General features: G+C 56.1%; 13 protein-coding genes, 1 tRNA gene and 1 pseudogene. 11 read left to right on the top strand and 4 right to left on the bottom strand.

All coding sequences use genetic code 11. The features are described from left to right. The first annotated feature begins 656 nt into the window (after nucleotides 1-656). Together ompC and OK023_RS09955 are read left to right on the top strand one after the other, a co-directional pair. Entirely contained in the window at nucleotides 657-1,769 is a 1,113-nt protein-coding gene (gene ompC, locus OK023_RS09960; protein ID WP_317692570.1) for a porin OmpC, read from the top strand. A 250-nt stretch (nucleotides 1,770-2,019) separates the two neighbouring features. Then, nucleotides 2,020-2,107: transfer RNA gene (locus tag OK023_RS09955), tRNA-Ser, on the top strand. 561 nt (nucleotides 2,108-2,668) lie between these two features. On the opposite strand, the gene OK023_RS09945 is transcribed toward OK023_RS09955, so the two are convergent. Continuing rightward, the gene (locus tag OK023_RS09945; protein WP_317692569.1) at nucleotides 2,669-3,688 is read right to left on the bottom strand and encodes a LacI family DNA-binding transcriptional regulator; all 1,020 of its coding nucleotides are present in this window, start codon (nucleotides 3,686-3,688) and stop codon (nucleotides 2,669-2,671) included. 301 nt (nucleotides 3,689-3,989) lie between these two features. On the opposite strand from OK023_RS09945, the gene ascF reads away from it, so the two are divergent. The 5 genes from ascF (at nucleotide 3,990) to OK023_RS09920 (ending at nucleotide 17,481) form a co-directional block, all read left to right on the top strand. After that, a complete protein-coding gene (gene ascF, locus OK023_RS09940) occupies nucleotides 3,990-5,426 on the top strand; it encodes a PTS cellobiose/arbutin/salicin transporter subunit IIBC (protein ID WP_317692567.1) in 1,437 nt (478 codons plus the stop codon). A gap of 35 nt (nucleotides 5,427-5,461) precedes the next feature. Continuing rightward, nucleotides 5,462-6,892, top strand: a complete 1,431-nt coding sequence (locus OK023_RS09935) for a 6-phospho-beta-glucosidase (RefSeq protein ID WP_317692566.1) — start codon at nucleotides 5,462-5,464, stop codon at nucleotides 6,890-6,892. 321 nt (nucleotides 6,893-7,213) lie between these two features. Beyond that, on the top strand, nucleotides 7,214-8,851 hold the full coding sequence (locus tag OK023_RS09930) for a ShlB/FhaC/HecB family hemolysin secretion/activation protein (protein ID WP_317697628.1): 1,638 nt from the start codon (nucleotides 7,214-7,216) through the stop codon (nucleotides 8,849-8,851). A 231-nt stretch (nucleotides 8,852-9,082) separates the two neighbouring features. After that, complete coding sequence (locus OK023_RS09925) at nucleotides 9,083-17,203, top strand: hemagglutinin repeat-containing protein (protein WP_317692565.1); 8,121 nt, start codon at nucleotides 9,083-9,085, stop codon at nucleotides 17,201-17,203. Between the two features lie 14 nt (nucleotides 17,204-17,217). Continuing rightward, nucleotides 17,218-17,481, top strand: a complete 264-nt coding sequence (locus tag OK023_RS09920) for a MafI family immunity protein (RefSeq protein ID WP_317692564.1) — start codon at nucleotides 17,218-17,220, stop codon at nucleotides 17,479-17,481. A gap of 33 nt (nucleotides 17,482-17,514) precedes the next feature. Here OK023_RS09920 and OK023_RS09915 read toward each other — a convergent pair whose 3' ends face one another. From OK023_RS09915 to OK023_RS09905, 3 genes are all read right to left on the bottom strand, one after another. Next, the gene (locus OK023_RS09915) at nucleotides 17,515-17,859 is read right to left on the bottom strand and encodes a hypothetical protein (protein ID WP_317692563.1); all 345 of its coding nucleotides are present in this window, start codon (nucleotides 17,857-17,859) and stop codon (nucleotides 17,515-17,517) included. A gap of 22 nt (nucleotides 17,860-17,881) precedes the next feature. Continuing rightward, entirely contained in the window at nucleotides 17,882-18,169 is a 288-nt protein-coding gene (locus OK023_RS09910) for a SymE family type I addiction module toxin (protein WP_317692562.1), read from the bottom strand. A gap of 77 nt (nucleotides 18,170-18,246) precedes the next feature. Next, nucleotides 18,247-18,591, bottom strand: coding sequence for a helix-turn-helix transcriptional regulator (locus OK023_RS09905; protein WP_317697625.1), 345 nt, complete (start codon nucleotides 18,589-18,591; stop codon nucleotides 18,247-18,249). A gap of 130 nt (nucleotides 18,592-18,721) precedes the next feature. Here OK023_RS09905 and OK023_RS09900 point away from each other — a divergent pair, with 130 nt between their 5' ends. The 4 genes and pseudogenes from OK023_RS09900 (at nucleotide 18,722) to OK023_RS09885 (ending at nucleotide 25,306) form a co-directional block, all read left to right on the top strand. Continuing rightward, on the top strand, nucleotides 18,722-21,931 hold the full coding sequence (locus OK023_RS09900) for a CHC2 zinc finger domain-containing protein (RefSeq protein ID WP_317692561.1): 3,210 nt from the start codon (nucleotides 18,722-18,724) through the stop codon (nucleotides 21,929-21,931). Continuing rightward, nucleotides 21,915-22,538: a tyrosine-type recombinase/integrase gene (locus OK023_RS09895; RefSeq protein WP_317692560.1), complete on the top strand. Its 624-nt coding sequence runs from the start codon at nucleotides 21,915-21,917 to the stop codon at nucleotides 22,536-22,538. Before OK023_RS09900 ends, OK023_RS09895 begins: the two co-directional genes overlap by 17 nt. A 631-nt stretch (nucleotides 22,539-23,169) precedes the next feature. Next, a pseudogene (locus OK023_RS09890) lies at nucleotides 23,170-24,996 on the top strand (VENN motif pre-toxin domain-containing protein); the annotation flags it as partial. Nucleotides 24,997-25,000: 4 nt separating this feature from the next. Then, nucleotides 25,001-25,306 carry a hypothetical protein gene (locus OK023_RS09885; RefSeq protein ID WP_317692559.1) on the top strand — a complete coding sequence of 102 codons (306 nt, stop codon included), beginning with the start codon at nucleotides 25,001-25,003 and terminating at the stop codon, nucleotides 25,304-25,306. The last annotated feature ends 39 nt before the right edge of the window (nucleotides 25,307-25,345 follow it).

The raw sequence follows: 25,345 nt of genomic DNA, 5'->3' as shown, positions 1-25,345 counted from the left end.
TGGCGCTAATGAGGGCAGAGAGTACGGATGTTCATCAGGGCTCACGAAGCCGAATATATGTTTGTGACTACCTTGTCAGAAAAAGGTCTGCCCACACTTGCAGTTATGCGGTGTCCATATAGCTATTTAGGCTGGTTACGTGTAACTCATGTTATAAAAATGAAGGTTTTCGTTTTTAAAATGTTATTTTTAAATGTATGCAAGTATGAATAAATAAAAAACCGGCCAGAGGCCGGTGATGAATAAAGATAAGTGAGACAATTACCTTGCAGATAATGAAGGTGATAATGAAAAAATGATGAAAGCGTAATCATTTTAAAGCCAACTTTTTAAGTTTCACACACATATCGTTTGCCAATTATTAACTAAGTGTAAGTTTTTATTTTTATTTTAAATCAAAAGATTACTTTTTGTTTGATCGGTATTATGTTTAATTTTCTACTAAAATCATGTAGTTACTGGTAATTCCCGGTGTTTACTTTACATTGTGAAACTATTAATTATTAAAGTGAAACACTATTGGGTGCTTAGTATCATTTTACTTATAGATTAATACTACCGTTAACCCCAAAATGGTTATGCATTGTTGCATTAATAATGCACGCAAGAGCAGTGGCAGTGGCTGTGGTTTGATATAAATTAAGAGGATAATAACGATGAAACTTCGAGTACTTTCCCTGATCATTCCTGCAATACTGGTTGCAGGGACAGCGGGGGCGGCAGAAATATACAACAAAGACGGCAACAAACTGAATTTAAATGGTATGATTGACGGTCTTCACTATTTCTCTAACGACCGCAGTAACGATGGTGATAAATCGTATATGCGCATTGGATTTAACGGTGAAACCCAGATCAATAATCAACTGACGGGGTATGGTCAGTGGGAATATGAAGTCAAGTTGAACCAGACTGAAGCCCAAAATAATTCATTTACTCGGTTGGGTTTTGCCGGTCTAAGATTTGGTGATTATGGTTCACTGGACTACGGTCGCAACTATGGCGTGATGTATGACGTTGCTGCTTGGACCGACGTTTTGCCTGAATTTGGTGGCCCGAATTACACTGAAGACAACTTCATGTTTCAGCGTGCTGGCGGTGTCCTTACCTACCGTAATAATAACTTCTTTGGTTTGGTTGATGGCCTGCATTTTGCCATGCAGTATCAGGGTAAGAACGGCAATGCTAAAGAAAGCAACAATGGCCGTACTGTATTAGGCCAAAATGGTGACGGTTATGGTATGTCCGTATCCTACGATCTGGGTTACGGTATCAGTGCTGCGGGTGCATTCTTTAACTCTAAACGTACCGACGACCAGAATGGTGCTGGGATCAATGCCGCGATCCTGGGCCGTGGTAACAAGGCTGAAGCCTACACTGGCGGCTTGAAATACGATGCCAATAACCTCTATCTTGCAGCATTGTACACCCAGTCTTATAATGCAACCCATTTCGGCAGTGGCACTAACCGTGCTTATGGTTACGCGAATAAAGCTCAAAACATTGAGCTGGTTGCACAATATCAGTTCGATTTTGGTCTGCGTCCTTCTATTGCTTATCTGCAATCTAAAGGTAAGGATATCGAACGCGATTACGGTTCCCAAGATCTGGTTAAATTCGTTGATCTGGGTGCGACATACCACTTCAACAAAAATATGTCCACCTATGTTGATTACAAAATCAACCTGCTGGATAAGAACGAATTCAACCAAGCAGCTGGCATCGCCACTGACAACGTGGTTGGTGTAGGCATGGTCTACCAGTTCTAATCTACAGGTGTGGATCTGATAAAGCGGCCTCCGGGCCGTTTTTTAATTGCCTGCTTCCGACCACTGGCAGTTAAGTTATCGGTATCGAAACAGGGGACACTGGATTGATTGAAAAAACCTCACCTGAACCAGTTTCATTATTTTTTGAACGCCATTGGTGCGAAATTTAAGCGGACGGATGTGGTGACACACTTTTTTGCATCAAAACGATAGACATTCCATGGCTGCATCGTTAATATCTGCGCCCATTGGAAGGATGGCCGAGTGGTTTAAGGCAACGGTCTTGAAAACCGTCGACGGGCGACTGTCCCAGAGTTCGAATCTCTGTCCTTCCGCCAAATACAGACCCCATGCTTATAAGAAGCATGGGGTTTTTTGTTTTTAGTGATTCTGGTATGTCATCCAGTATGCTATTGGATGTTGACTGCAGTTGTCCTCGATTGCCTTGTATTGGGCAAGTATTTGAAGGGGCTATTATGCACGGTGTGATCTTACGGCTCAGGGTATGAGACGAGTGTAATCTATTACGTTCCGCAACCCGCATCGTGGCCCATTGGTGACGTCGTACCACCATCGCGGTCAGGACTTGCCTTTCTGCATTAGGCAAGGCACGAATAAGCCGTTCCCGTTCTGCATGTTTTTCAATGACCCCAGCCAATTGCGCCAATATTTCGGCGTTATCCTAGATACAAAGGACACAGCCTAGTGGCCTCTGTGCAGGCGATGCGACACCACGATGTGCTGCATCAACCTTATTGCGTGCATCAAGCAAGGTTGGTGACACCGCGCTTAGTCCAGTTAGCTGTGCTTTAGAAGGTGTTATACCGCAGCATTGGCAAAAGGTGGCGTTGAGCGCGCCAGAGGGTCCTCTCGCCAGCGGCTCTGATCGAACAGAGATATTACTGACCCCAGAAGGGCCCATGGCTAACAGAATCCCTGAGCATCAGCTCTGAGGTAAAAACGTTAACTTTTGATAAATAACCACCGTCGAGCATGGAAATCAACCGGTCAATCACTTCATTCATCATATCGCTAACCGGATCTTTAACGCTGGATAATGCAGGTATCAGGTATGGCGCGGTAGGAATGTTATCGAAACCGATAACAGAGACGTTACCTGGTACGGTCATGCCCGCCTCGTTTAATTGTTTGATAGCGCCAATGGCCATGTCATCATTGCTGGCTAAGACTGCGCTAAAGACGACCTGCTGGTCTAGCAACGATTTGATTGCTGTGGCACCGCTGTTCGGTGTCCATTTTCCCTTTATGATCAGGCTATCCTGCGGCGTAATACCATAATGAATTAACGCCTCTTTGTAGCCAGAAAGTCGTTCGATGGCAGTGGGCGAATCCAGCGAGCCGGTAATAAAAGCAATATCGTGGTGGCCTTGCTCAATCAGGTATTTTGCCGCGTTAAAACTGGCACCTTTATGGTTGCAGCGAATACAGTGGCTCTGATGCTTTTTTAGCCTGCGGTTAACCACCATTATGGGTTGTTTATATTGCTCAATAATATCATCCATCACATCGACGGTGAGGAAACGGGGATAGATGATGATGGCATCACAGCGTAAATCGAGCAGAAATTGGATCGCCGCCTGCTCTTCCTCTGCGCTGTGTTTCCCGTCAACCAAAATGAGTTGGCGCCCATTATTTTCCAGCTTTTGCGCCGCCTGAGAGATTAACTCGCCAAAGTAATTACCGTTGTACAGCGTATTGGTCACCACCAGACCGATACATTGAGATTTATTGGTTGCCAGATTTCTTGCCAGCAAATTAGGGCGGTACCCTGCCTCTTCGATCGCTTTGTATACCTGGTTTTTGGTTGCTTCGCTGACGTACCCCTTACCGGAAAGAACACGTGAAACAGTGGCTTTTGACACGCCCGCTTTCTTGGCCACTTCCTGCATTGTAGACATAGCTTTTTCCCGGTTCCTTGAAAACTAGTCATATTCTACACGCTAAAGAGTTCGAGTTGCAGAAAGGCGGCAACGCAACAACCAATCGTTCTTTGGCTAACGCGGCCCCGAAAACCAACATACAAGCAGCTCGAAGTATGGCGAGTATATACACACTGGCAGAGGCTAGGCAGGCCAATGCGCAGATTATCGAAAGATCACCATCACATATCTGATAATTTAAAAATTTATATATTGATATTTAAATATGCATTTAACAATTATATGTGAAACCGGTTACCTATTTATGAGAGTTGTCCTCATGTCTAAGAATTATGCGACGGTATCACAATCAATAGTGGATGCAGTGGGGGGCGCGAATAACATCGCAGCGGTAACTCATTGCATGACGCGGCTGCGCTTTGTGCTTAACGACGATAGCCTTATCGATAGTGCCAGGCTGAAGGCGATCAGCGGCGTGCTGGGTGTGGTGAGAAGCGAGAAGCAGTGTCAGGTGATCATCGGAAACACGGTTTCGCAGGCGTATGCCGAAGTACTGAAACGACTACCTGACGGTGCTGTGGAACAGCAATCTGCACCAGTGAAAAACCGCATCACCTTGAAACGCATTGGTGCCGGGATTTTAGATGCACTGATCGGCACCATGTCACCGTTGATCCCTGCGATTATTGGTGGCTCGATGGTTAAACTGCTCGCGATGATACTGGATATGACCGGTGTATTTAGCAAAGGCTCTTCGACACTTATTATTCTTAACGTGATCGGCGATGGCGCTTTCTTCTTCTTACCGGTGATGGTTGCTGCTTCCGCGGCCATAAAGTTCAAAGCCAATATGTCGTTAGCTATTGCGATTGCCGGGGTGCTGGTTCATCCAACTTTTATCGATTTAATGGCCAAAGCGGCGCAGGGGCAGCAAGTTGAATTTGTCGGCTTATCCGTTACCGCAGTGAAATACACCTACACGGTTATTCCAGCGCTGTGCATGACCTGGTTACTCTCCTACATTGAAAGATGGGTCGACCGCATCACGCCAGCCGTAACCAAAAACTTCCTCAAACCGATGCTGATTGTACTTATCGCTGCCCCAATCGCCATCATGCTGATTGGTCCATTAGGGATCTGGATCGGCAGTGGCATTTCTGCACTGGTATTCACCGTGCATAACTATCTGGGTTGGCTATCCGTCGCCATTATGGGCGGACTATGGCCGCTGTTGGTGATGACAGGGATGCACCGCGTGTTTACCCCAACCATCATTCAGACTATTGCAGAAACCGGCAAGGAGGGCATGGTGATGCCATCAGAGATTGGTGCCAATCTCTCTCTGGGAGGCTCATCGTTGGCGGTTGCCTGGCGCACCAAAAATCCGGAGTTGCGCCAAACTGCGTTAGCCGCAGCGGCGTCAGCCATCGTTGCCGGTATTTCTGAACCCGCACTTTACGGTGTGGCAATACGCCTGAAACGTCCACTGATTGCTGCACTGATCAGTGGTTTTGTCTGTGGTGGTGTTGCCGGAATTGCCGGATTGGCAAGCCACTCGATGGCTTCACCGGGGCTATTTACCAGCGTACAGTTTTTCGATCCATCAAGTCCAATGACCATTGTCTGGGTATTTGGCGTAATGATCCTGGCCGTTATGCTTTCCTTTGTACTGACGCTGCTACTGGGATTTGAAGATATTCCTGCCGAAGAGGTGGAAAGTGAAACCGCCAAGCCGGCCCCCGCATTATCTATGTAACCTATTGTAAAAAAACAATTATGAAGAGGTATCTTATGCCAGCATCTGTTTTCCCCGCGGATTTTTTATGGGGTGGTGCGTTAGCGGCTAACCAGGCTGAAGGCGCTTATCTGGAAGGTGGCAAAGGGCTGACGACGGTTGACATGATCCCTCATGGTAAAGCGCGGCTAGCGGTAAAACTGGGTCAGGAAAAACGCTTTACCTTGCGTGAGGATGAGTTCTATCCCAGCCATCTGGGTATCGATTTTTACCATCGTTATAAAGAAGACATAGCCTTAATGGCGGAGATGGGGTTCCGCGTATTTCGAACCTCAATCGCCTGGAGCCGTATATTCCCTAACGGCGACGAAATGGTGCCCAATGCGCAGGGTATCGGCTTTTATCGTGGCGTGTTTGCCGAATGCAAAAAGTATGGCATTGAGCCGTTGGTGACGCTGTGCCATTTTGATGTGCCAATGCATTTGGTTCGCGAATACGGTTCGTGGCGTAACCGGCAAATGGTGGAGTTCTTCATCCACTATGCCCGTACCTGTTTTGAGGCTTTTGATGGACTGGTGAAATACTGGCTAACGTTTAATGAAATTAATATTCTCCTGCACAGTCCGTTCTCTGGTGCGGGACTGGTTTTTGAGCCAGGCGATAATCAAGAACAGGTGAAATATCAAGCGGCTCATCACGAACTCTTAGCGAGCGCCTTGGCGACTAAAATTGCCCATGAAGTTAACCCAGAAAATCAGGTTGGGTGTATGTTGGCGGGCGGGAATTTCTACCCGTGGTCATGCAAGCCAGCAGACGTGTGGGCCGCGCTGGAAAAAGACCGCGAAAACCTGTTTTTCATCGATGTGCAGGCTCGTGGGGCCTATCCCTCGTACACCAAACGTCTGTTTAGCGAAAAGGGCATCACGGTACAGATGGAGGAGGGGGATAGCGAGATCCTCAAAAACAGCGTCGATTTTGTCTCTTTCAGTTACTACGCATCCCGCTGTGCCTCGGCTGAGATGAATGAGCAAAACAGCATTGCAGCCAATGTCGTCAAGTCTCTGAGAAATCCACATATTCAGGTCAGCGAGTGGGGGTGGGGGATCGATCCTTTAGGCCTGCGTATCACTATGAACATGATGTATGACCGCTATCAGAAACCACTATTTCTGGTAGAAAACGGTTTGGGTGCGAAAGACAAAATCAATGAGCTAGGGGAAATTGACGATGAATACCGTATCAGCTACCTACGTGAGCATATCAAAGCTATGGCAGAGGCTATTGAGGATGGCATCCCGCTGATGGGCTACACCTCTTGGGGCTGTATTGATCTGGTCTCGGCTTCCACCGGGGAAATGAGCAAACGTTATGGCTTCGTCTATGTCGATCGCGATGATCAAGGGAAAGGGTCTTTAGCCAGAACGAGAAAAAAATCATTCTACTGGTATAAGAAGGTGATTGCCAGTAATGGCTCAGATTTGAGTTAGCGATACAAGCCAGTAGCGACGGCTACTGGCTTGTTGGTTGGCATACAGAAAACGGCCCGTTAAGCTGGGTTACATTAAGCGTCTAGTGATAAAAACTCCTTGTGATTCGTTAAAAATTTTGCAGTTTGGTAACTTCTTGTTACCCAGAGCTGTCTTGAGCAAACATGAGGATTTATATTGCAAACACCCCCTTACATGGTTAATATTCGCGCGAATTTTCACACGTGAATAATAAGCGTTTTCTCGCAAGGATTGTTTGATGTTGTCCCCCGTTTTCTGCGCGGTTCTCATGCCTGCGTGATGGTTACCCCTTTGCTTTTGATGGTTTCACCTCTGGCATTCTCTGCCGCTGATACCAATAACAACGAACAACTTATTCTGCAACAGCAACGCCAGCGTGCTTTAGAGCAACAGCTGCTGCCGCCTACGCCCGATGTGCGTCTGTCACCCCCGGTTTCGCGATTGGGGCGTTTGGTATTCCCGTTGGAAAAACCCTGTTTTAACATTGATCGCGTGGAGCTGAGTGGTCAAGAAGCCCTGCCGCGTTGGTTGCCATTACAGCGCATCGCCAATCAGGCACAGGGTCAGTGTCTGGGTGGCAAGGGCATCAACCTGCTGATGAGCACGATGCAGAACCGTCTGGTGGATCACGGCTATATCACCACCCGCGTGCTGGCTCCGCAGCAGGATTTAAAAAGCGGCACGCTGCAATTGAAAATCCTGCCCGGCTTTATCCGACAGGTGAAAATGACCCCCGACAGCGGCCAGTATGTCAGCCTGTTTACTGCTTTCCCGCCGCGTGCGGGTCAATTGCTGGATTTGCGCGATATCGAACAGGGGCTGGAGAACCTGCAGCGCCTGCCGACCGTGCAGGCCGATATGGAAATCGTCCCCGGTGAACACCCGGGGGAAAGTGACATCCAACTGCGCTGGAAGCAGGCCAAAATCTGGCGTTTGGGCGCCTCGCTGGACGACTCGGGTTCAAAAAGCACCGGGCGTTATCAGGGGGGAATGACCCTGTCGCTGGATAACCCGTTGTCACTGAGTGACCTGTTCTATCTCTCCGGCACGCGTGCGTTGCAACCGGGTAATGACAAGAGCAGCAAAAACGTCACTGCCCACTACTCGGTACCGTTCCGTTACGCGATGCTGTCGGTGACCGGCAGCCGTTTTGATTATCACCAGACCGTGGCCGGGTTGAATGGGGATTATCTTTACCGTGGTGACAGCCAGAACCTGACGGTGCAACTGAGCCGCGTTCTGCACCGCAGCGCCAGCCAGAAAACCACCTTTACCTACGACATCCTGATGCGTGGGTCGAAGAACTATATCAATGATACCGAGGTTGAAGTGCAGCGCCGCCGCACCGCAGGCTGGCGCATAGGGCTGCAACATCGCCACTTTATCCAGCAGGCGACGCTGGACGCCGGTATCAGCTATCAGCGCGGCACCCGTTGGTTCGGTGCGCTCCCGGCCCCGGAAGAGTTTTTTGGTGAAGCCACGGCGTTGAGCAAAATCATTCAACTCTCCAGCCAGTTGAATGTGCCGTTTACGCTGGGCAAGCAGAGACTCCGCTACCAGGTGCAGTATCAGCGCCAGATGAGCAACACCCCCTTGACGCCGCAGGACCAGTTTGCGATTGGTGGGCGCTTTACGGTGCGCGGCTTTGACGGAGAACGTACCCTGAATGCCAATGCGGGCTGGACGGTACGCAATGAATTGGCCTGGAGCACACCGGTGCCGAACCAGGAGCTGTATCTGGGGGCGGACTACGGCCACGTTAGCGGTCGCGGCACGGAAGAGCTGCTCGGGACTAACCTGGCAGGTAGCGTGATAGGCGTGCGCGGCAGCGTTTTTAAAACCCGTTATGACCTGTTTGCCGGGGTGCCTCTCTCTAAACCCGACGGTTTCAAGACCAGCCCGGTCACGCTGGGCTTCAATCTGAACTGGGATTTCTGAGGTACGGACGATGCAGACAGGTGCGTGCGACGTACATGCCCCACTGTATGTGTTACCCATTGTGCTGTTTCAAGAGCGGGATCGGTTACCGCTTCTGATAAGTACGCATCCCGGTTTCGGCCGGGATATCTCCCAATGACCTGAATCGACAGCGTTATGGCCTATCGATTCAGGTCATTGGGGTATGACACCCAAAAACTTACTTTTTCGCTTTTTAGCAGGAACATCGTCATGAACAAAAATCGCTACCGCCTCATTTTCAACCCCGCTCGGGGCATGATGATGGTGGTACCCGATATCGCCGGGGCAGGTCGTGCTGGTGCCGCCTCGCCCGCCTCCGGCTTCGGGCAGACCCTTAGCCAGTGGAGAGGCAAGGTTCATGGCGTGTGCTTTGCGCTGCTGTTGGCCCTCGGGGCCGTTCAGCCGGTGCAGGCGCAGATTGTCGCTGACGGCAGCGCACCCGGTAACCAGCAGCCGACCGTCATCAGCAGTGCCAACGGCACGCCGCAGGTCAATATCCAGACCCCCAGCGCCGCCGGGGTGTCGCGCAACGTCTACAGCCAGTTCGATGTCGATAATAAAGGCGTGGTGCTCAACAACAGCCACCTCAACACCCAGACCCAGATTGCCGGCATGGTCACCGCCAACCCCTGGCTGGCGCGCGGCGAAGCCACGGTCATTTTGAATGAAGTCAACGCCCGTGACCCCAGCCAGCTGAACGGCTTTATCGAAGTCGCCGGGCAAAAGGCCCAGGTGGTGATTGCCAACCCGGCCGGCATCACCTGCAGCGGCTGCGGTTTTATCAACGCCAATCGCGCCACCCTCACCACCGGCCAGCCCCAGCTGTTCAATGGCCAACTGACCGGCTATGACGTCGCGCGCGGCGAGATTGTGGTGCAGGGCGGCGGGCTGGACAGCAGCCGTCAGGACCATACCGACCTGATTGCCCGCGCCGTCAAGGTCAACGCCCGCCTGTGGGCCAACGACCTTAACGTCACTACCGGGCGCAACCAGGTGGATGCGGCCCACCAGACGGTGAGTGCCAAAACCGCCGACGGCAGCCCACGGCCCACCGTGGCGGTGGATGTCGCCCAGTTGGGCGGCATGTACGCCGGTAAAATCCGCCTGATAGGCACCGAAAGCGGCGTGGGCGTCCACAATGCCGGGGAGATAGGCTCGACCGCCGGGGATATCGTCATCACCGCCGACGGCATGCTGGTCAACAGTGGCCAGGTCAACAGTGCTCAGCACCTGACCGTCAACACCCCGGCCGGGATAGACAACCGCGGTGCCCTGTACGCCGGGGCCAGCAACCGGCTCACCACCGCCGGCACTCTCACCAACCAGGGTACCATTGCCGCCGCCGGGGACACGACGTTGCGCGCGGCCGAGGTGGACAGCAGCCGCACCGCGGTGCTGGGGGCCGGGGTGCAGTCCGGCAACAGCAACCTGACCCCGGCCACCCTGCGCGTCGACGCCAGCGGCACCCTGCGTGCACAAGGTAAAAACCTCAGCGGCAGCGCGTTGCAGTTCACCGCACAACGCCTCGACCTCAACGGCAGCCAGACTCAGGGGGACGCCCTGACCCTCAACGCGTTGGGCGGCGATATCGACCTGAGCAACAGCCAGCTGCAGGGCACCACCCTGGCCTTTACCGCCCAGGCGGGGGGTATCCACCTCGACAACGGCCAGACCCGGGGCGGCGACGTCACGCTCAACGCGCACGGGGGCGATATCACCCTCACCGGCAGCCGGGCGCAAGTGAGAGACCTCACGCTTAACGTTGATGGCGGGACTATCACCGCCCGCCACAGCCAGACCCAGGGGCGAGACCTGGTGTTCAACGCCCGCGACGGCGCCCTGGATTTCACCGGCAGCCAGACCCAGGGCAGCCACATCACGTTCACTGCCCCGGGGGAGATTACCCTGACGGGGGCCACGCTCTCTGCCAGCACGCTGGCGGCGTCGACCGCCTCGCTGTTACGCAGTGACAACGCCCGGGTGATGGCCGAGCAGGTCGGGCTCCATGCTCAGGCGCTCTCCAACGTGGGTGGCCTGATAGCCCAGACCGGCACCCCCGATTTTACCCTGGACCTGACCGGCGACTTCGATAACCGGGCGGGCACCCTGCTTTCCCAGGGCAACCTGACCCTCAACGCCCAACGCCTGCTGAGCGACAGCCAGAGCCTGCTGGCCGCCGGGGTACAAAACAACGGCCGCCTGGCCGACCGCGGTGACCTGCGCGTGGCGACCCGTCAGGACCTGCAGGCGGTCGGGCAGACCCTGGCCAGCGGCACCCTGGCGCTCAGCGGCAGCCAGCTGGAGATGAACGACAGCCAGCTCCAGGCGCGTGAGATGCACCTCACCGCGCGTGAGGGCGACATCAATACGCAACGCGCCACCCTGACGGCGCTGGACACCCTGAGCCTGACGGCGAACGGCAACGCGGGGCAAACCCTCGATAACCAGGGCGGCACGCTGAGTGCCCGCACGGTGTCGCTTGCGCTGGGGCAGTTGAATAATGACGCGGGCCGCATCACCGCCAGTGAAGACCTGACCCTGGGGTTGCAAGGGGACTTCACCCATCAGGCGGGGGCATGGCTGCAGGTCGGGCGAGACCTCACCCTGACCACCCCCGGTGCGGTGACCAACGCCGGGCAGATTATCGCCGGCGGTACGCTGAACACGCACACCGGCAACCTGGAGAACAGCGGTTCGCTTGTCGCCACCCAGGCCAGCCTGACCAGCGCGGGCGCGTTGACCAACCGCGGGGAGGTGCAGGTCAATGGCCGGCTGGAGACCGATGTCACCACCCTGTTCAATACCGGCACCCTCATCAGCGGCGACGGGACGCTGCGGGCCCGCGAGCGCATCACCAACAGCGGGCCACAGGCCCTGATAGGGGCCACCGATGAGAACGGCACCCTGGCGCTGCTGGCCCCGGTGATTGAAAACAGCGACACGGTGACCGACACCGACACCGCCCCGAGCACCACGCTCTTGGGCATGGGCAACTTGGTGCTGGCCGGGGGCCAGGATGAGGACGGACAGTATCGAGCCGCCGCCCAGGTGTTGAACATTTCTGGCCTGATTGAGTCCGGTAAGGACCTGCGGGTTGAGGCCACCACTCTGACCAACCGCCGCCACATCCTGACCGCCGACAGCGATTTTGTGGTGGCCGATACCCAGCACGGCTCGGCGTTCTGGACGCCGGACACCCCCGATATCCCGGGGGGGCGCTACGCGGAGCCGCCGCACGGCGGGTCGATGAACAGCGACTATATCGGCACGGATTACACCTCGACGCTCGCCTATAACCACATCGACCGCATCAGCCCGGAGGCCCAACTGCTGGCCGGGGGTGACCTGACGGCACGGGTGGGCACCCTGGAGAACTACTGGAGCAAGGTGAGCGCCCAGGGGGCGATTGACCTCACCGGGGTGACCCTGCTGCAGGATGGCTGGGGCAGTGCCCAACGGCTGATGGAGCGTACCACCTCCACCGGCCAATGGAACTACCGCACCTACAAGGGTGAGTTGTGGAGTACCGCCTGGGGCCCGGAGGTGAAGGAGCAGGCCACCTCGGCGTACGCCTCCAGCCTGACCGCCCACACGATAAGCGGCAGCGGGGTCACCCTCAACAACGGGGCAACCCCGGGCACGGTGGCGCCACCGTCGGTGCGTGACAACACCGGCAAGGCCTTCAGCGTGGAGTTCAACGGCCTTTCCCTGACCCCGCCGAGCGGCGGTCTGTACCGGTTTAGCGTGGACCCCAGCGTCAACAGCCACTACCTGATAGAGACCAACCCGGCGTTTGCCAACCTGAACCAGTGGCGCGGGTCGGACACGGTGCTGGCCCAGTTGAGCACCGACCCGAACCGTATCCTCAAGCGCCTGGGGGACAACGCCTATGAACAGCGTCTGGTACGCGACCAGGTTCTGGCGCTGACCGGGCGCGCGGTGATGGCGGATTACCGCGACGCGCAGGCGCAGTTCGAACAGCTGTTTGCCGACGGCCTGCAATACAGCCAGGCCTTCAATATTGCCCTGGGCACCGGCCTCAGCGCCGAACAGATGGCGACCCTGACCCACAACATCGTGCTGATGGAGACCCGCGAGGTGGCCGGGCAAACCGTGCTGGTGCCGGTGGTCTATCTGGCGGGCGTCAAACCGGGGGACCTGCGGGCTAACGGGGCGGTCATCGCGGCAGAGGATATCCGGTTGACCAACATGCAGGGGTTCACCAATGCGGGGGCGGTGACCGCCACCCGGAACCTGAGCCTGGACATGGCCAAAGACGTGACGCTGGACAACCGGGGCGGGTTGCTGCAGGCGGGCAACACCCTGCAGCTTGGCACGTTGAACAGCGACATCGACCTCAGCGGGGCACGGCTCAATGCCGGCAGCCTGCGGCTCGACAGCGGGCGTGACGTGCTGCTGCGCACCGAGACGACGCTCTACGGCAGCGACAACGGGGCGGTACAGCGCACCGACTCGCAGCTCGGGCCGCTGGCCAGTATCACCGTCAGCGACGGTGCGACTATCAACGCCCAGCGCGACTTCATTCAGCAAGGGGCCAGCCTGACGGTCGGCCAGGACCTGCAGGTCACCACCGGCGGTGACTGGGTGCTGAACACCACCCAGACCCGCGACCGGATAGACACGCAGTACGGCGGCGGCAGCGCCACCAGTGAACACCGGCGCCATCTGGGCAGCACCGTGACGGTCGGGGGGGCACTGAACGCCGACGTCACCCACCTGACGGCCACCGGGGCCAACCTCAAGGCCGACACGGTGAACGTGCAGGCACAGGGCATCACCCTGCAGGCCGCCACCGACAGCCTGCAGGTCACCGGCGAGTCATCCAGCCAACGCCATACCAGCGCGGTGAACCTGTATGATGAAACGCTGCAGGGCAGCCAGCTGAGCGCCAAGGGCGACGTGCGGCTGAACGCCGCGCAGGACATTGCCCTGAGCGCCAGTGCGATACGAACCGACGGGGCCTTGAACCTGGCGGCCGGTGGCAATGTCACCCTGTCGACACAGAATGAGCAGCATGACGCCTACCGTCAGCACACCGGCACCAGCAAAGGTGTGCTCTCCAGCACCACCACCCACACCGAGGACAGCCTGAGCCAGACGTGGGCGGTGGGGTCCCTGCTGTCGGCGGGGGCCATCGACGTCAGCGGCAAAAACATTGCCGTCAGCGGCAGCCAGGTGGTGGCGGATAACGACCTGGCCCTGCGGGCCAAAGAGAGCCTGACGGTCACCACTGCGCAGCAACGGGAGAGCGAGTCTCACCGTTATGAACAGAGCAAGTCGGGGGTGATGAGCACCGGCGGTCTGGGCGTGATGGTGGGCAGCAGCAAGACCACGATGACGGACACCGGCAGCACGCTGAGCAGCGTGGGCAGCACCGTCGGCAGCCTGATGGGCAATGTCACCCTGAGCGCCGGGGAGGACCTGACGGTGAAAGGGTCTGACGTGATGGCCGGCAAAGACCTCAGCCTGAGCGGCAGCAGCGTGTCGGTACTGGCGGCCGAGCACCAGAGCGCCCAGCGCCACACGGTTGAACAGCAGCAGAGCGGGCTGACGGTGGCACTGTCGGGAGCGGCCGGCGGTGCGGTGAACACCGCGGTGACCACCGCCCGGCAGGCGAATAAAGAGACCGACAGCCGCCTGGCGGCGTTGCAGCACACCCAGGCGGTGCTGTCCGGGGTGCAGGCGGGTCAGGCGGTGGGGGTCGAGCTGGCCAAAGGCGGCGATGCCCGCGCCACCGTGGGGCTCAGCGCCTCGCTGGGCAGCCAGACGTCCGCCTCCGACAGCCAGTCACAATCGACCACGGCGGCCGGCTCAACGTTGACGGCGGGCAATAACCTCTCCATCACCGCCACCGGCAAGGGCACGGGCAGTCAGAAGGGGGATATCACCGTCCTGGGCAGCCAGCTGAAGGCCGGGGGCGATACCACCCTGAGCGCCGAACGGGATGTGTTGCTCGGCGGCGTGGCCAACACCCAGCAGACCACCGGCAGTAACAGCGGCAGCGGTTTTGGGGTGGGGCTTGACGTGTCGACCGCCGGGGTGATGGCCTCGGCGAATGCCAACAAGAGCCAGGGTGCGGAGAACGGCAACGGCACCCAGTGGACAGAAACCACGATTGACAGCGGCAACACCGTACGCATCACCAGCGGACGCGACACCACCCTGACCGGCGCGCAGGTGAGTGGCGACACGATAAACCTGGACGTGGGGCGTGACCTGACGCTGCGCAGCCAGCAGGACAGCGACCGTTATGACGCGCACCAGAGCAGTATGTCCGGTGGGCTGTCGGTGCCGGTGGGGCCGGGTGCCGGTAGCGGGGTACAGTTCTCGACCAGCCGAGACAAGGTCAACAGCAACTATGACAGCGTGCAGGAGCAGACGGGCCTCTTTGCCGGCAAAGGCGGCTTTGACATCACCGTGGGCAATCACACCCAGCTGGACGGGGCGGTGATAGCCAGCCAAGCGGACACGAGCAAGAACCGCCTGGACACCGGCACGCTGGGCTTCAGCGATATCGACAACAAGGCGGACTTCAAGACCGAACATCAGGGGGGCAGCTTCAGCACCGGGGGCAGCCGGCTGGGCAACGTGCTGTCGAACAGCAACAACCTGGCGCTGTCGGGGGCCAACCACAGCGGGAGTGCTGAGGGCACCACCCAAGCGGCCATCGCCGAGGGCACCATCACCATCCGCGATAAAGACAACCAGCAGCAGGACATCGCCGACCTGAGCCGCGACACCGAGAATGCCAACGGCAGCATTGCGCCGATTTTTGATAAAGAGAAGGAGCAGAACCGGTTAAGGGAAGCGCAGCTGATTGGGGCGATTGGGGGTCAGGCGATGGATATTGCGCGGACGCAAGGCCAGATAGCCGGTCTGAATGCCCAGAAAGACCCGGCAGCGTTGCAGGCGGCCAGAGAACAACTGGTCGCGAAAGGCAAGCCGTTCACCGAGGCGGATGTGCAGCAGCAAGCGTATAACACGGCGATGGCGCAATGGGGTACGGGCAGCGCGATCCAGCAGGGTATCCAGGCGGCCACGGCAGCGATCCAAGGTCTGGCGGGTGGGAATATGGCGCAGGCGCTGACCGGGGCGAGCGCACCGTATCTGGCGGGGGTGATAAAGAAAGCGACCGGGGACAATCAGGCGGCTAACGCGATGGCGCATGCGGTGCTGGGTGCGGTCACGGCCTATGCCAGCGGTAACGGTGCGCTGGCCGGAGCGGCGGGAGCCGCGAGTGCCGAGCTGTTGGCCCCGCATATCCTCGCGGGACTGGGCTGGGACAAGGATAAGCTGACGGAAGAACAGAAACAGACCGTGAGCCTGTTGGCCACCTTGGCGGCGGGCATGGCCGGTGGTATTGTGGGCGACAGCACGGCGAATGCGCTGGCGGGTGCGCAAACCGGCAAGAACGCGGTGGAGAATAACTATCTGAGCGTTCAGGAGAAGACAGAGCTTGAGTTAGCGAAACAGAAACTCCAGAACAGCAAAGATCCGGCAGAGCGTGAGCAGGCACAACAGAAAATCAATGAACTGCGTGAAAAGGATATCGCCAGCGACAAGGAAGTGATCGATGCCTGTGGCAATGGCAACGCAGGAAGTGCGGCTTGTGCGAGTGCAAGACTGAAGGTTATCGCGGCGAAAGGTGAGTACGAAACCGGGCAGTACAATAATAAAGTCAGTGATATGTACTCTGATGCCTATGGTCAGATATTGAACCTGCTGAATATCACCAGTGTTGATGCGCAGAATCAGCAGCAGGTGAAGGATGCGATGGTGAACTATGCCATGGTGCAACTTGGCGTAGATAAGGCGACAGCAGAACAATACGTCTCTACTTACGATGGGATGAAGATTGTGGCGGCTTCGATGACACCAGTATTGGGTGGTGCTGCCGCTGCAAAACTCAAGGGCCTAATGGCTGAGAGTTCCATCAGTCCGGCAAATCAGAAATATGTCGATATTCTTTCACCAGAAGCTAAACAGCATATTTTGTATGGGGACAGCTTAACGAGCGGAGGACATCTTTACCCAGGAAATCCAGGGAAAACTGTTTTCCCGCAAAACTGGTCTGCTGACAAAGTAGTACATGCTGTTGGCGATATTGCTACATCTCCTGATACTCAATGGTTTGCCCAAACGGGTACCGGTGGTATCTATACCAGTAAAGGAAAACCTGCTAACTGGGTGTCCTATGAAACCAGAGATGGGGTAAGGATTAGAGTTGTTTACCAGCCAGCAACGGGCAAAATTGTTACAGCTTTTCCTGATAATGCCCCAATTCCGAGTAGCTATAAGAAAACCAAATGATCTGAGGTGGTTAAGTGAACGAGTTAGATAAAAAAATAACATATTTTGGCGGCCTTTTTAAGGAACGCTTAGATGATGAAATGCTTCAGGATGCAATTGGTTATGTAGGGCATGGTGAAAGAGGGTTAGCTTTCGAAACGATTTGTGATCATTTAAGCGAATATGAAGTACCGATTAGTCAGACTGAATATGATTTAGCTATAACTATTTGTAATGAACTTAAAATGGATGTTAGTGATGTTAGTTTAAAACATTTAAGAGAATTAATTATCCGGTGATAGATCCCGGCCAACTGGCCGGGGTTCCTACATCTAAGCCTTGAACATACCATTTTCCCGCCGCTGCAACCGGATAACACCGGGGGCGGTGGTGACTTCCAGTTGTTCAGCGGCAGTAATGCCGGACTCGGTCAGCCAGTCGCCAGCAATCACCAACTCGCCGTTCTCCCGCACCCAATCCGCGCCAAGATCCGGGCGGTGTTGGCTGGCTTCGCAGAGTTGTTCCCAAACGGCTTCGTCGGTGACGGGGGTGATCCACAGCGTGTGGTTCTGGAGCGTCAGTTGTAACGGCGTGCCACAGGTAAAACCGAATGTCGCCAGCGTATCGCCTGCCAATATCAGCTCCGGGATCGGTTCAGGGGTAAAAGTGATGTTCATCAGCATCTCTCCTTAGTCGCTATCACTCAACAAACATCAGGCCACCGGGGTAATGCTTGAGCCAGTTGGCCGCTGCTGCATCGTCAAACGGTTCAATGCTGAGTCCTTCCAAACAGCTCCATAGCTCGCGGGTGTTCTGCGCAGTGATCACCATGCAGCCGGGCATGATGCGTATTTTTAACGGCATCCCTTCGGTAAATCCGGCCTCGGTGAGCCACTTCCCTCGCAGACTGATCGCCTGAAACCGTGCGCGTGAATAGCGCTCGGCTTGGGAAATGCGTTGTATTGCTTTATCATCGCTTGCAGCCATGATCAACTCCTTGCTAGTTGGTTGTGGTTAGCAGTAACAGCAGGGTGCAACCTGTTGTTACTGCGCTAAATCTGGTGTTATCCCTTCATCTTCGATGACCATCGTTCAGCTTCATACTTGATAATCATCCCTTCCAGCAGTTGCTTGATAACCTGCTGCTGTTCTGGTGCCATGCCGGAAATAGCCTGAAACTGTAACGCCAAATCAGCATCAGGAGCCAGTTCTCCTTCTTCAAAAATCAGCGAGTCAGTGGTAACGCGTAAGGTCTGTGCAATCTTCTTAATCGCTTCAAGAGAAGGTTGAGAGGTTCCAGCTTCGTAACGCTTAATCTGCGTGACATGCAAACCGATAGCATCAGCCAGCGCCTGCTGGGTCAAACCTTTACTCTTACGGATATGGGCTAAACGTGTGGAAACACTCATGGACATCAACCAGTGAGAGAACAATCCCGTCATCTTAACCTCCGTATAAAGTGTGCTTGACAATGGTAGCATATCGGATACTAAAATAACGCACAATAGAATCTTGACCGGTTTTTATAGGAGCAGCGGAATGGGCAAAATGACCCCGGCAGAGCTGGAGCAGTTAAAGCGTGACGTGTCGCTGTTGAACGTGGCACATAGCCAACGGCGTGAGCTGAAACGCCAGGGCAAGGACTATGTCACGCTATGCCCGTTCCACCGGGAGAAAACTCCCTCTTGCGTTATCTCGCCTGCCAAAAATCTTTATCACTGCTTCGGCTGTGGCGCGGCAGGTTCGGTGCTGGACTGGCTGCAACAGACCGAGCGCCTCACCTTCCCCCAAACTCTGGTCCGGCTGCGGGAACTGGCGGGAACGTCCTCCGTTGCTGCTACTGCTGCCCCTTCTTCTTCGCCGCCTGCGGTGCGGCCCACGCTCGCCGATCTGGACGACGATGGCCAGGCACTGCTTAATCAGGTGATCGACTTCTATCACCAACAGCTGCTTGAGTCGCCCGAAGCCCAGGAATGGCTGATCAGCCGTGGGCTGACACACCCCGAACTGGTGAGTCACTTCCGGTTGGGGTTCGCGGGTCATCATGGCGTTGGCGGCAGTGCCGGGGTGTTGCCCTCAAAATCGAGCAAGGAAGGCAGGCGGCTGCGTGAACGGTTGGCGGAAGTGGGTGTGTTGCGGGAAACGACCCGACAAGACCACTTCCGGGGCTGTGTGGTGATGCCGGTGATCGGTTGGGCGGAGTCGGCCAACGTGGCGAACCGTGGCCGGGTGCTGCAACTGTACGGGCGGCGTATCAAGCCGGATTACAAGATTATCAAGGGGAATCCCAAACACCTGTATCTGTCGTCGCCGCTGGTCGGGGTATGGAATGAAGCCGCGCTGAAAGCGTCCTCGGAAGTGATCCTGTGTGAAGCGCTGATCGACGCCATGACCTTCTGGTGTGCCGGGTTCCGCAACGTGATCGCTGCCTACGGGGTGAACGGCTTCACGGCGGAGCATCTGGCGGCGTTGCAGTATCACGGCGTGAAACGGGTGTTGATCGCCTTCGATCGGGACGAGGCCGGGGATCGGGGCGCGGAAGCGGTTGCCGAGCAGTTGCAGGCGGCAGGCATAGAAGCATGGCGGGTGCGGTTCCCGCAAGGGCTGGATGCGAACGAATACGCACTAAAGAGCGGCAATCCTGAAAGGGCGCTGGGCTTGTCGTTGGAGCAGGCGCAGCGGCTCGGTGCGGCGTTGGAGCATGACACCGCCAGCGCAGAAACCCCTTCTTCTTTAGCCGCCCCTGCGGTGTCACACACGGAGGCGGTGGCGGGAGAAGTCACCGCGTCCGGTGAACTGCTGATGCACTGCGGCCCCCGCGTGTGGCGGGTGCGGGGCTGGCAGAAGAACAGCGTACCCGATGTGATGAAGGTTAACGTTCAGGTGCGGGATGAGTCTACCGGGGCGTTCCACGTTGACCAGTTGGACATGTACCACGCCAAACAGCGCCAGAGTTATATCAATGTGGCCACGGTCGAGCTGGGCTGTGAGACTTCTGTTATCAAGCGGGAGTGTGGGCGGTTGCTGCTGTTGCTGGAGCAGAAGCAGGACGAGGCGCGGCAGGCGGTAGAGCAGGCCACGCCTGCGGCGGTGGCGTTGAGTGCAGAGGATGAAGCGGCGGCGCTGGCGTTGTTGAAAGATGGGGCGTTGGCTACACGTATCGTTGATGACCTGGCCACCTGTGGCGTGGTGGGGGAATCGTCGAATCTGCTGACCGGGTATCTGGCGGCGACGTCGCGCAAGCTGGATAAACCCTTGGCGGTGCTGATACAGAGCAGCTCGGCGGCGGGTAAATCGTCGCTGATGGACGCGGTGCTGGGGCTGATGCCGGAAGAAGAACGTATCCAGTACAGCGCCATGACCGGGCAGAGCCTCTACTATCTGGGTGAAACCAGCCTGCAACACAAGATACTGGCTATCGCAGAAGAGGAAGGTGTTAGGCAAGCGGCGTATGCACTCAAGCTGTTGCAGTCGGACGGGGAGTTAAAGATAGCCTCAACGGGCAAGAACGAGCAGAGCGGCGAACTGGTCACGCGGGAATACAAGGTTCAAGGCCCGGTGATGCTGATGTTGACCACCACGGCCATCGATGTGGATGAAGAGTTACTGAACCGCTGTCTGGTGCTGACGGTGAACGAATCGCGGGAGCAGACGCAAGCCATCCACGCCATGCAGCGGCACGGTCAAACGCTGGAAGGACTGCTGGCGGCGAATGAAAAAGGGTATCTGACGCGGCTGCACCAGAACGCGCAACGGCTGTTAAGGCCGCTCCGGGTGGTGAACCCGTATGCGCACCAACTGACCTTCCTGAGCGATAAAACCCGTACCCGGCGCGACCATATGAAATACCTGACGCTGATACAGTCGATAGCGCTGTTGCACCAGTACCAGCGGGAAGTGAAGCGGGTACAGCATCGCGGTGAATGGCTGGAGTATATCGAGGTCGAGCGGTCTGATATCGAGTTGGCGAATCGGCTTGCTCATGAAGTGCTGGGGCGAACGCTGGACGAAATGCCGCCGCAAACGCGCAAGCTGTTGCTGCTGATACAGGACATGGTGAAGGGTATGGCAGCGCGTCAGGGTTGCCAGAGCGCGGAAGTGCGCTTTACCCGGCGGGATATCCGGGGTTACACCCACTGGAGTGATAACCAGCTCAAGGTACATTGCTTGCGCTTGAGCGAAATGGAATACCTGTTGCTGCACGGCGGTAGCCGTGGGCATCTGTTGCAGTATGAACTGTTGTGGGATGGCCAAAACGGTGATGAAAACCATCTGTGCGGCCTGCTTGATGTGGATGAGCATGCAGGCAGTAAGTGCAAGTTGGACTCAGAAGAAAGCAAGTTGGTGCCAAGTTGCTCCCAAGTTGGGGCCAGGTTGGAGGGTGACAAAGCGGCTTTAACCGAGGCAGAGCCAGGCTTGGCGGCTGATGTGGTTGGGGTTGAGCCAAACGCAGTAATCAAGGTGAAAAATAAACGGGCTGCTTCCCCCTCGCCCACGATGAATGTTGTGAATGGGGGCAGTGAGTGCAAGTTGGACTCAGAGGAAAGCAAGTTGGTGCCAAGTTGCCCCCAAGTTGGGGCTAAGTTGGAGGGCGAAAAAGTGGCTTCAACCGAGGCAGGACAAGGCTTGGCGGCTGATGAGGTTGGAGTTGAGCCAAACGCAGTAATCAAGGGGAATAAAAAATCGCCTGCCACCGCCCCCGGTCAGCAGGGGAGGGAACAGGAGGTGCTAAATGGCGCTGAGAGATAAAAAGACAGTCCCGCTGTTACAGGTTGGGCGCTGGCCTCACGGGAGTCTGGGGTACTGGATGGCCCATTATCTGCTGTGGCTGCAACAGCATAACCTGTCGACAGGCGTGGCGTTACGCACCACCTCGCACCCGTTGGAGCGGCTGCATGAGTGGTGTCACCTGCGCGGGTTGGAACAGCCTGAGGCCATCACGCTGGCGGCCCTGGAGAGCTACCAGCAACGGCTTTATTACTGGCGTAAAAGCAACGGTGAGCCGCTGGCGGTGAGTACTCAATGTACTCACCTGGCGCAGATAAAGCGCTTCTTTGCCTGGTTGGCCAAGCGGCATATCCTGAAAGCCAATCCGGCCTCCGAGCTGGAGTTGCCTAAGGTGGGACAACGGTTGCCACAGGACGTGCTCAGCCCGGAAGAGGTCGAGAAAGTGTTGAGGCAACCCGATATCCATACGGTTCAAGGGCTGCGTGACCGGGCGATACTGGAAGTGCTCTACGGCAGTGGGCTACGCCGAACCGAACTGTGCCAGTTGACCGTGAACAGCATCAATATGGAAAAGGGAACGGTCATGGTTCGCCAGGGCAAGGGGAAAAAGGCTACGAAGGTGTCCTGATTTTGTGATCCACTACAACGCGCCAGTCGCAGGCTCCTGCCGCTGTTGGCTCCGGTGTTCACAAAGTCCGGTGCAGCGCGCCGCTCGCCAGCTCCCGCCGCTTCCAGGTATCCGCGTTCCCTCAGCAACCCCCTCATCTGTTGTCGGCCTTCGGCCTCCGCTTAAAAAGTTAATGCCCGCCCGGCTGCGTCTGTCCGTAACGGCTCGCAGTCGCCCGCTCCTTGCTCGTTCCCGTTCCGGCCAGCTTCCGCGCCCGCCCTGGTTCTGTGTGGTCATGCAAAATCAACACCCGGCTTGGCAGGTGTGCTACAGAGCGCCGTTCCGGCCCTTGTGGGCCTCGCCAGCCCACGCCCGGCAGGCAGCGCGGCACGGCCCAGCCAAAAGCGGCTGTCCCGCCCCGCGCCGCCGCGATGTGGTGCTTCGACTAATGGCAAAGCGATAAAGCACTGCTATGATGTTGCGGCGGTTGCTCTTTAACAGTGCTGGGGAAAATGGCGTTACGGGCTAAAAAAGCGCGTCGGGGCAAAAAGTTGGCGGTGTGAAAATGCACTGGTGAAAATGGGTTGTAACTGGCTGACCGCACAGGGAAAAATGGTGTTCAGTTGGAGATCGACCGTCCGGGGCCATCTTCAGCAACTATGATAGCGTGCAGGAGCAGACGGGCCTCTTTGCCGGCAAAGGTGGGTTCGACATTACGGTGGGGAACCACACGCAGTTGGACGGCGCGGTTATTGCCAGCACCGCCCCGGCAGACAAGAATAAGCTGGATACCGGTACGCTGGGCTTTAGTGATATCAAGAACCAAGCGGAGTTCAAGGCCGAGCATCAAGGGGGCAGCTTCAGCACCGGCGGCAGCCTGCTGGGTAACGTGCTGTCGAACAGCAACAACCTGTCGCTGGCGGGGGCCAACCACAGCGGGAATGCCGAAGGGACAACACAGGCGGCGGTGAGTGACGGCACGATCATCATCCGTGACCCGGCCAACCAGAAACAGGATGTGAACGACCTGAGCCGCGACACCGAGAATGCCAACGGCAGTATCGGGCAAATATTTGACCGCGAGAAGGAGCAGAACCGGTTAAGGGAAGCGCAGTTGCTGGGTGAAATCGGTGGTCAGGCGATAGACATTGCGGCGACGCAAGGCAAGATCCTGGCGACGAATGCCGGTCGTGCAGAACTGGAAGCCAAGGGCATCAAGGCACCGGGGCCGAATGCGACAGCGGAAGAGCGAGCGGCGTATGATAGGTTACTGACGAGTTCGTCTGCCTATAAAACCACGCAAGCGCAATGGGGCACCGGCAGCGCGATCCAGCAGGGTATCCAGGCGGCCACGGCAGCGATCCAAGGTCTGGCGGGTGGGAATATGGCGCAGGCGCTGAGTGGTGCAGCAGCGCCATACCTGGCAGAGCAGATCCATAAACTGGCCCCGAACGAAGCCAGCCGAGCGATGGCTCACGCGGTAGTGGGTGCGGTCACCGCCTATGCCAGTGGCAATAATGCAGTGGCTGGGGCTGCGGGTGCCGTCAGTGGCGAACTGATGGCGCAGCTTGTCTTGAAACAGTTGTATCCAGGGCGTGACGTCAGCGATCTGAGCGAAAGCGAGAAACAGACGATCAGTATGCTGGGAACGCTGGCGGCAGGGCTTGCCGGAGGCGTGACGGATGACAGCACGGCGGGTGCTGTGGCAGGAGCGCAGGCAGGCAAGAACGCGGCGGACAACAACCTACTTGGCGGAAATGAGGAAACTCAAACCCAGTTCGTGCAGGATCATGGTAAGAACATTGCTTCTTGCAGCACTGACCCAAGTTCCGCGTCCTGTCAGAAAGGGCTTGCGATGAACGATGCGCTGATGGTAGCGCTTCCGGCTGGTCTTGGAGGTGGCGTACTGGCAGCGGCCACACCTGAAATCGCAGCGGCAGCGAAAGCCGTGATACAGGCTTGTGCGGGTAATGTGGTGTTGTGTCTGAATAATGCCGGTATCCAGATGTCGGAGGCTATCGTACCGGGTGGCGTAGGGGCCGGTGGTGCCATTGGTATCGGTAAGACAGCGGCAGAGGCGACTGCGGCGAAAGCTGAAGCTGCGGCGGCTAACGCTGCTAAGGAAGTGTGGAAAGACTCTATTGTTCAGTCCAGAGTTAACCTCAGAAATGGTGATGGTTCGACAGCTTCAGGGCTAGAATATGCTTGGAAGAAACATGGTGGGGAATGGGGATCTAATAAGTCACACTTCACTGTAACGAAGGATGAACTGAAGACGATCTTGCAATCAGATACTGTAGTGAAGACATCAGTGCAATATTCACCTTCTACTGGTAACTATATTCGTACTGTGGATATGGGGAAAAATATTGGGGTTGATGCAATGAACAACAGTACGCCAACGTCAATTATGACTGTCATCACTGATAAGCAAGGTAATTTGGTCAATACGTTCCCAGGTAAAGCGGTGGTAAGGTAACTATATGTTTATTGTTTACTTATGGGATAAAGTTATTGGTGAAAGCATTACTTCATTGGAAGACTTTCCGGGAAATGAAAGCTTTTTAATCAGGGGTGATCACTGTAAATACCCATTGTTATCTGAGTTATCTAACTGTGACATGGAGCTTTTTAGTGACGAGCAACTTGCTGATCTTCGTAAGGAGATTAATAACTTAATGAAAGATGTGCCATCAGAGCAAGATGTTCATGATTACCTATTATCTGTGATTGCATTAATAGATCAGGCTGATCGTGATAATAAGAGTATTTTATTTTCGCCGTTCTAATGAACTACCTCGACCGATGGCCGAGGTGGTTGATCTCAA

This window comes from Serratia sp. UGAL515B_01 (assembly GCF_033095805.1).
Taxonomy (GTDB): Bacteria; Pseudomonadota; Gammaproteobacteria; order Enterobacterales; family Enterobacteriaceae; genus Chania.
Note: the sequence above shows the minus strand (reverse complement) of the source record. Positions and strands in the feature narration are given on the sequence as shown.

What these genes read in the sequence shown, in the direction of transcription:
- OK023_RS09885 (WP_317692559.1), top strand. Translation starts at nt 25,001, where the DNA reads ATGTTTATTGTTTACTTATGGGATAAAGTTATTGGTGAAAGCATTACT.
- OK023_RS09925 (WP_317692565.1), top strand. Translation starts at nt 9,083, where the DNA reads ATGAACAAAAATCGCTACCGCCTCATTTTCAACCCCGCTCGGGGCATG.
- OK023_RS09945 (WP_317692569.1), bottom strand. Translation starts at nt 3,688, where the DNA reads ATGTCTACAATGCAGGAAGTGGCCAAGAAAGCGGGCGTGTCAAAAGCC.
- ompC (WP_317692570.1), top strand. Translation starts at nt 657, where the DNA reads ATGAAACTTCGAGTACTTTCCCTGATCATTCCTGCAATACTGGTTGCA.
- OK023_RS09910 (WP_317692562.1), bottom strand. Translation starts at nt 18,169, where the DNA reads ATGGCTGCAAGCGATGATAAAGCAATACAACGCATTTCCCAAGCCGAG.
- OK023_RS09935 (WP_317692566.1), top strand. Translation starts at nt 5,462, where the DNA reads ATGCCAGCATCTGTTTTCCCCGCGGATTTTTTATGGGGTGGTGCGTTA.
- OK023_RS09900 (WP_317692561.1), top strand. Translation starts at nt 18,722, where the DNA reads ATGGGCAAAATGACCCCGGCAGAGCTGGAGCAGTTAAAGCGTGACGTG.
- ascF (WP_317692567.1), top strand. Translation starts at nt 3,990, where the DNA reads ATGTCTAAGAATTATGCGACGGTATCACAATCAATAGTGGATGCAGTG.
- OK023_RS09895 (WP_317692560.1), top strand. Translation starts at nt 21,915, where the DNA reads ATGGCGCTGAGAGATAAAAAGACAGTCCCGCTGTTACAGGTTGGGCGC.
- OK023_RS09915 (WP_317692563.1), bottom strand. Translation starts at nt 17,859, where the DNA reads ATGAACATCACTTTTACCCCTGAACCGATCCCGGAGCTGATATTGGCA.
- OK023_RS09930 (WP_317697628.1), top strand. Translation starts at nt 7,214, where the DNA reads ATGGTTTCACCTCTGGCATTCTCTGCCGCTGATACCAATAACAACGAA.
- OK023_RS09905 (WP_317697625.1), bottom strand. Translation starts at nt 18,591, where the DNA reads ATGAGTGTTTCCACACGTTTAGCCCATATCCGTAAGAGTAAAGGTTTG.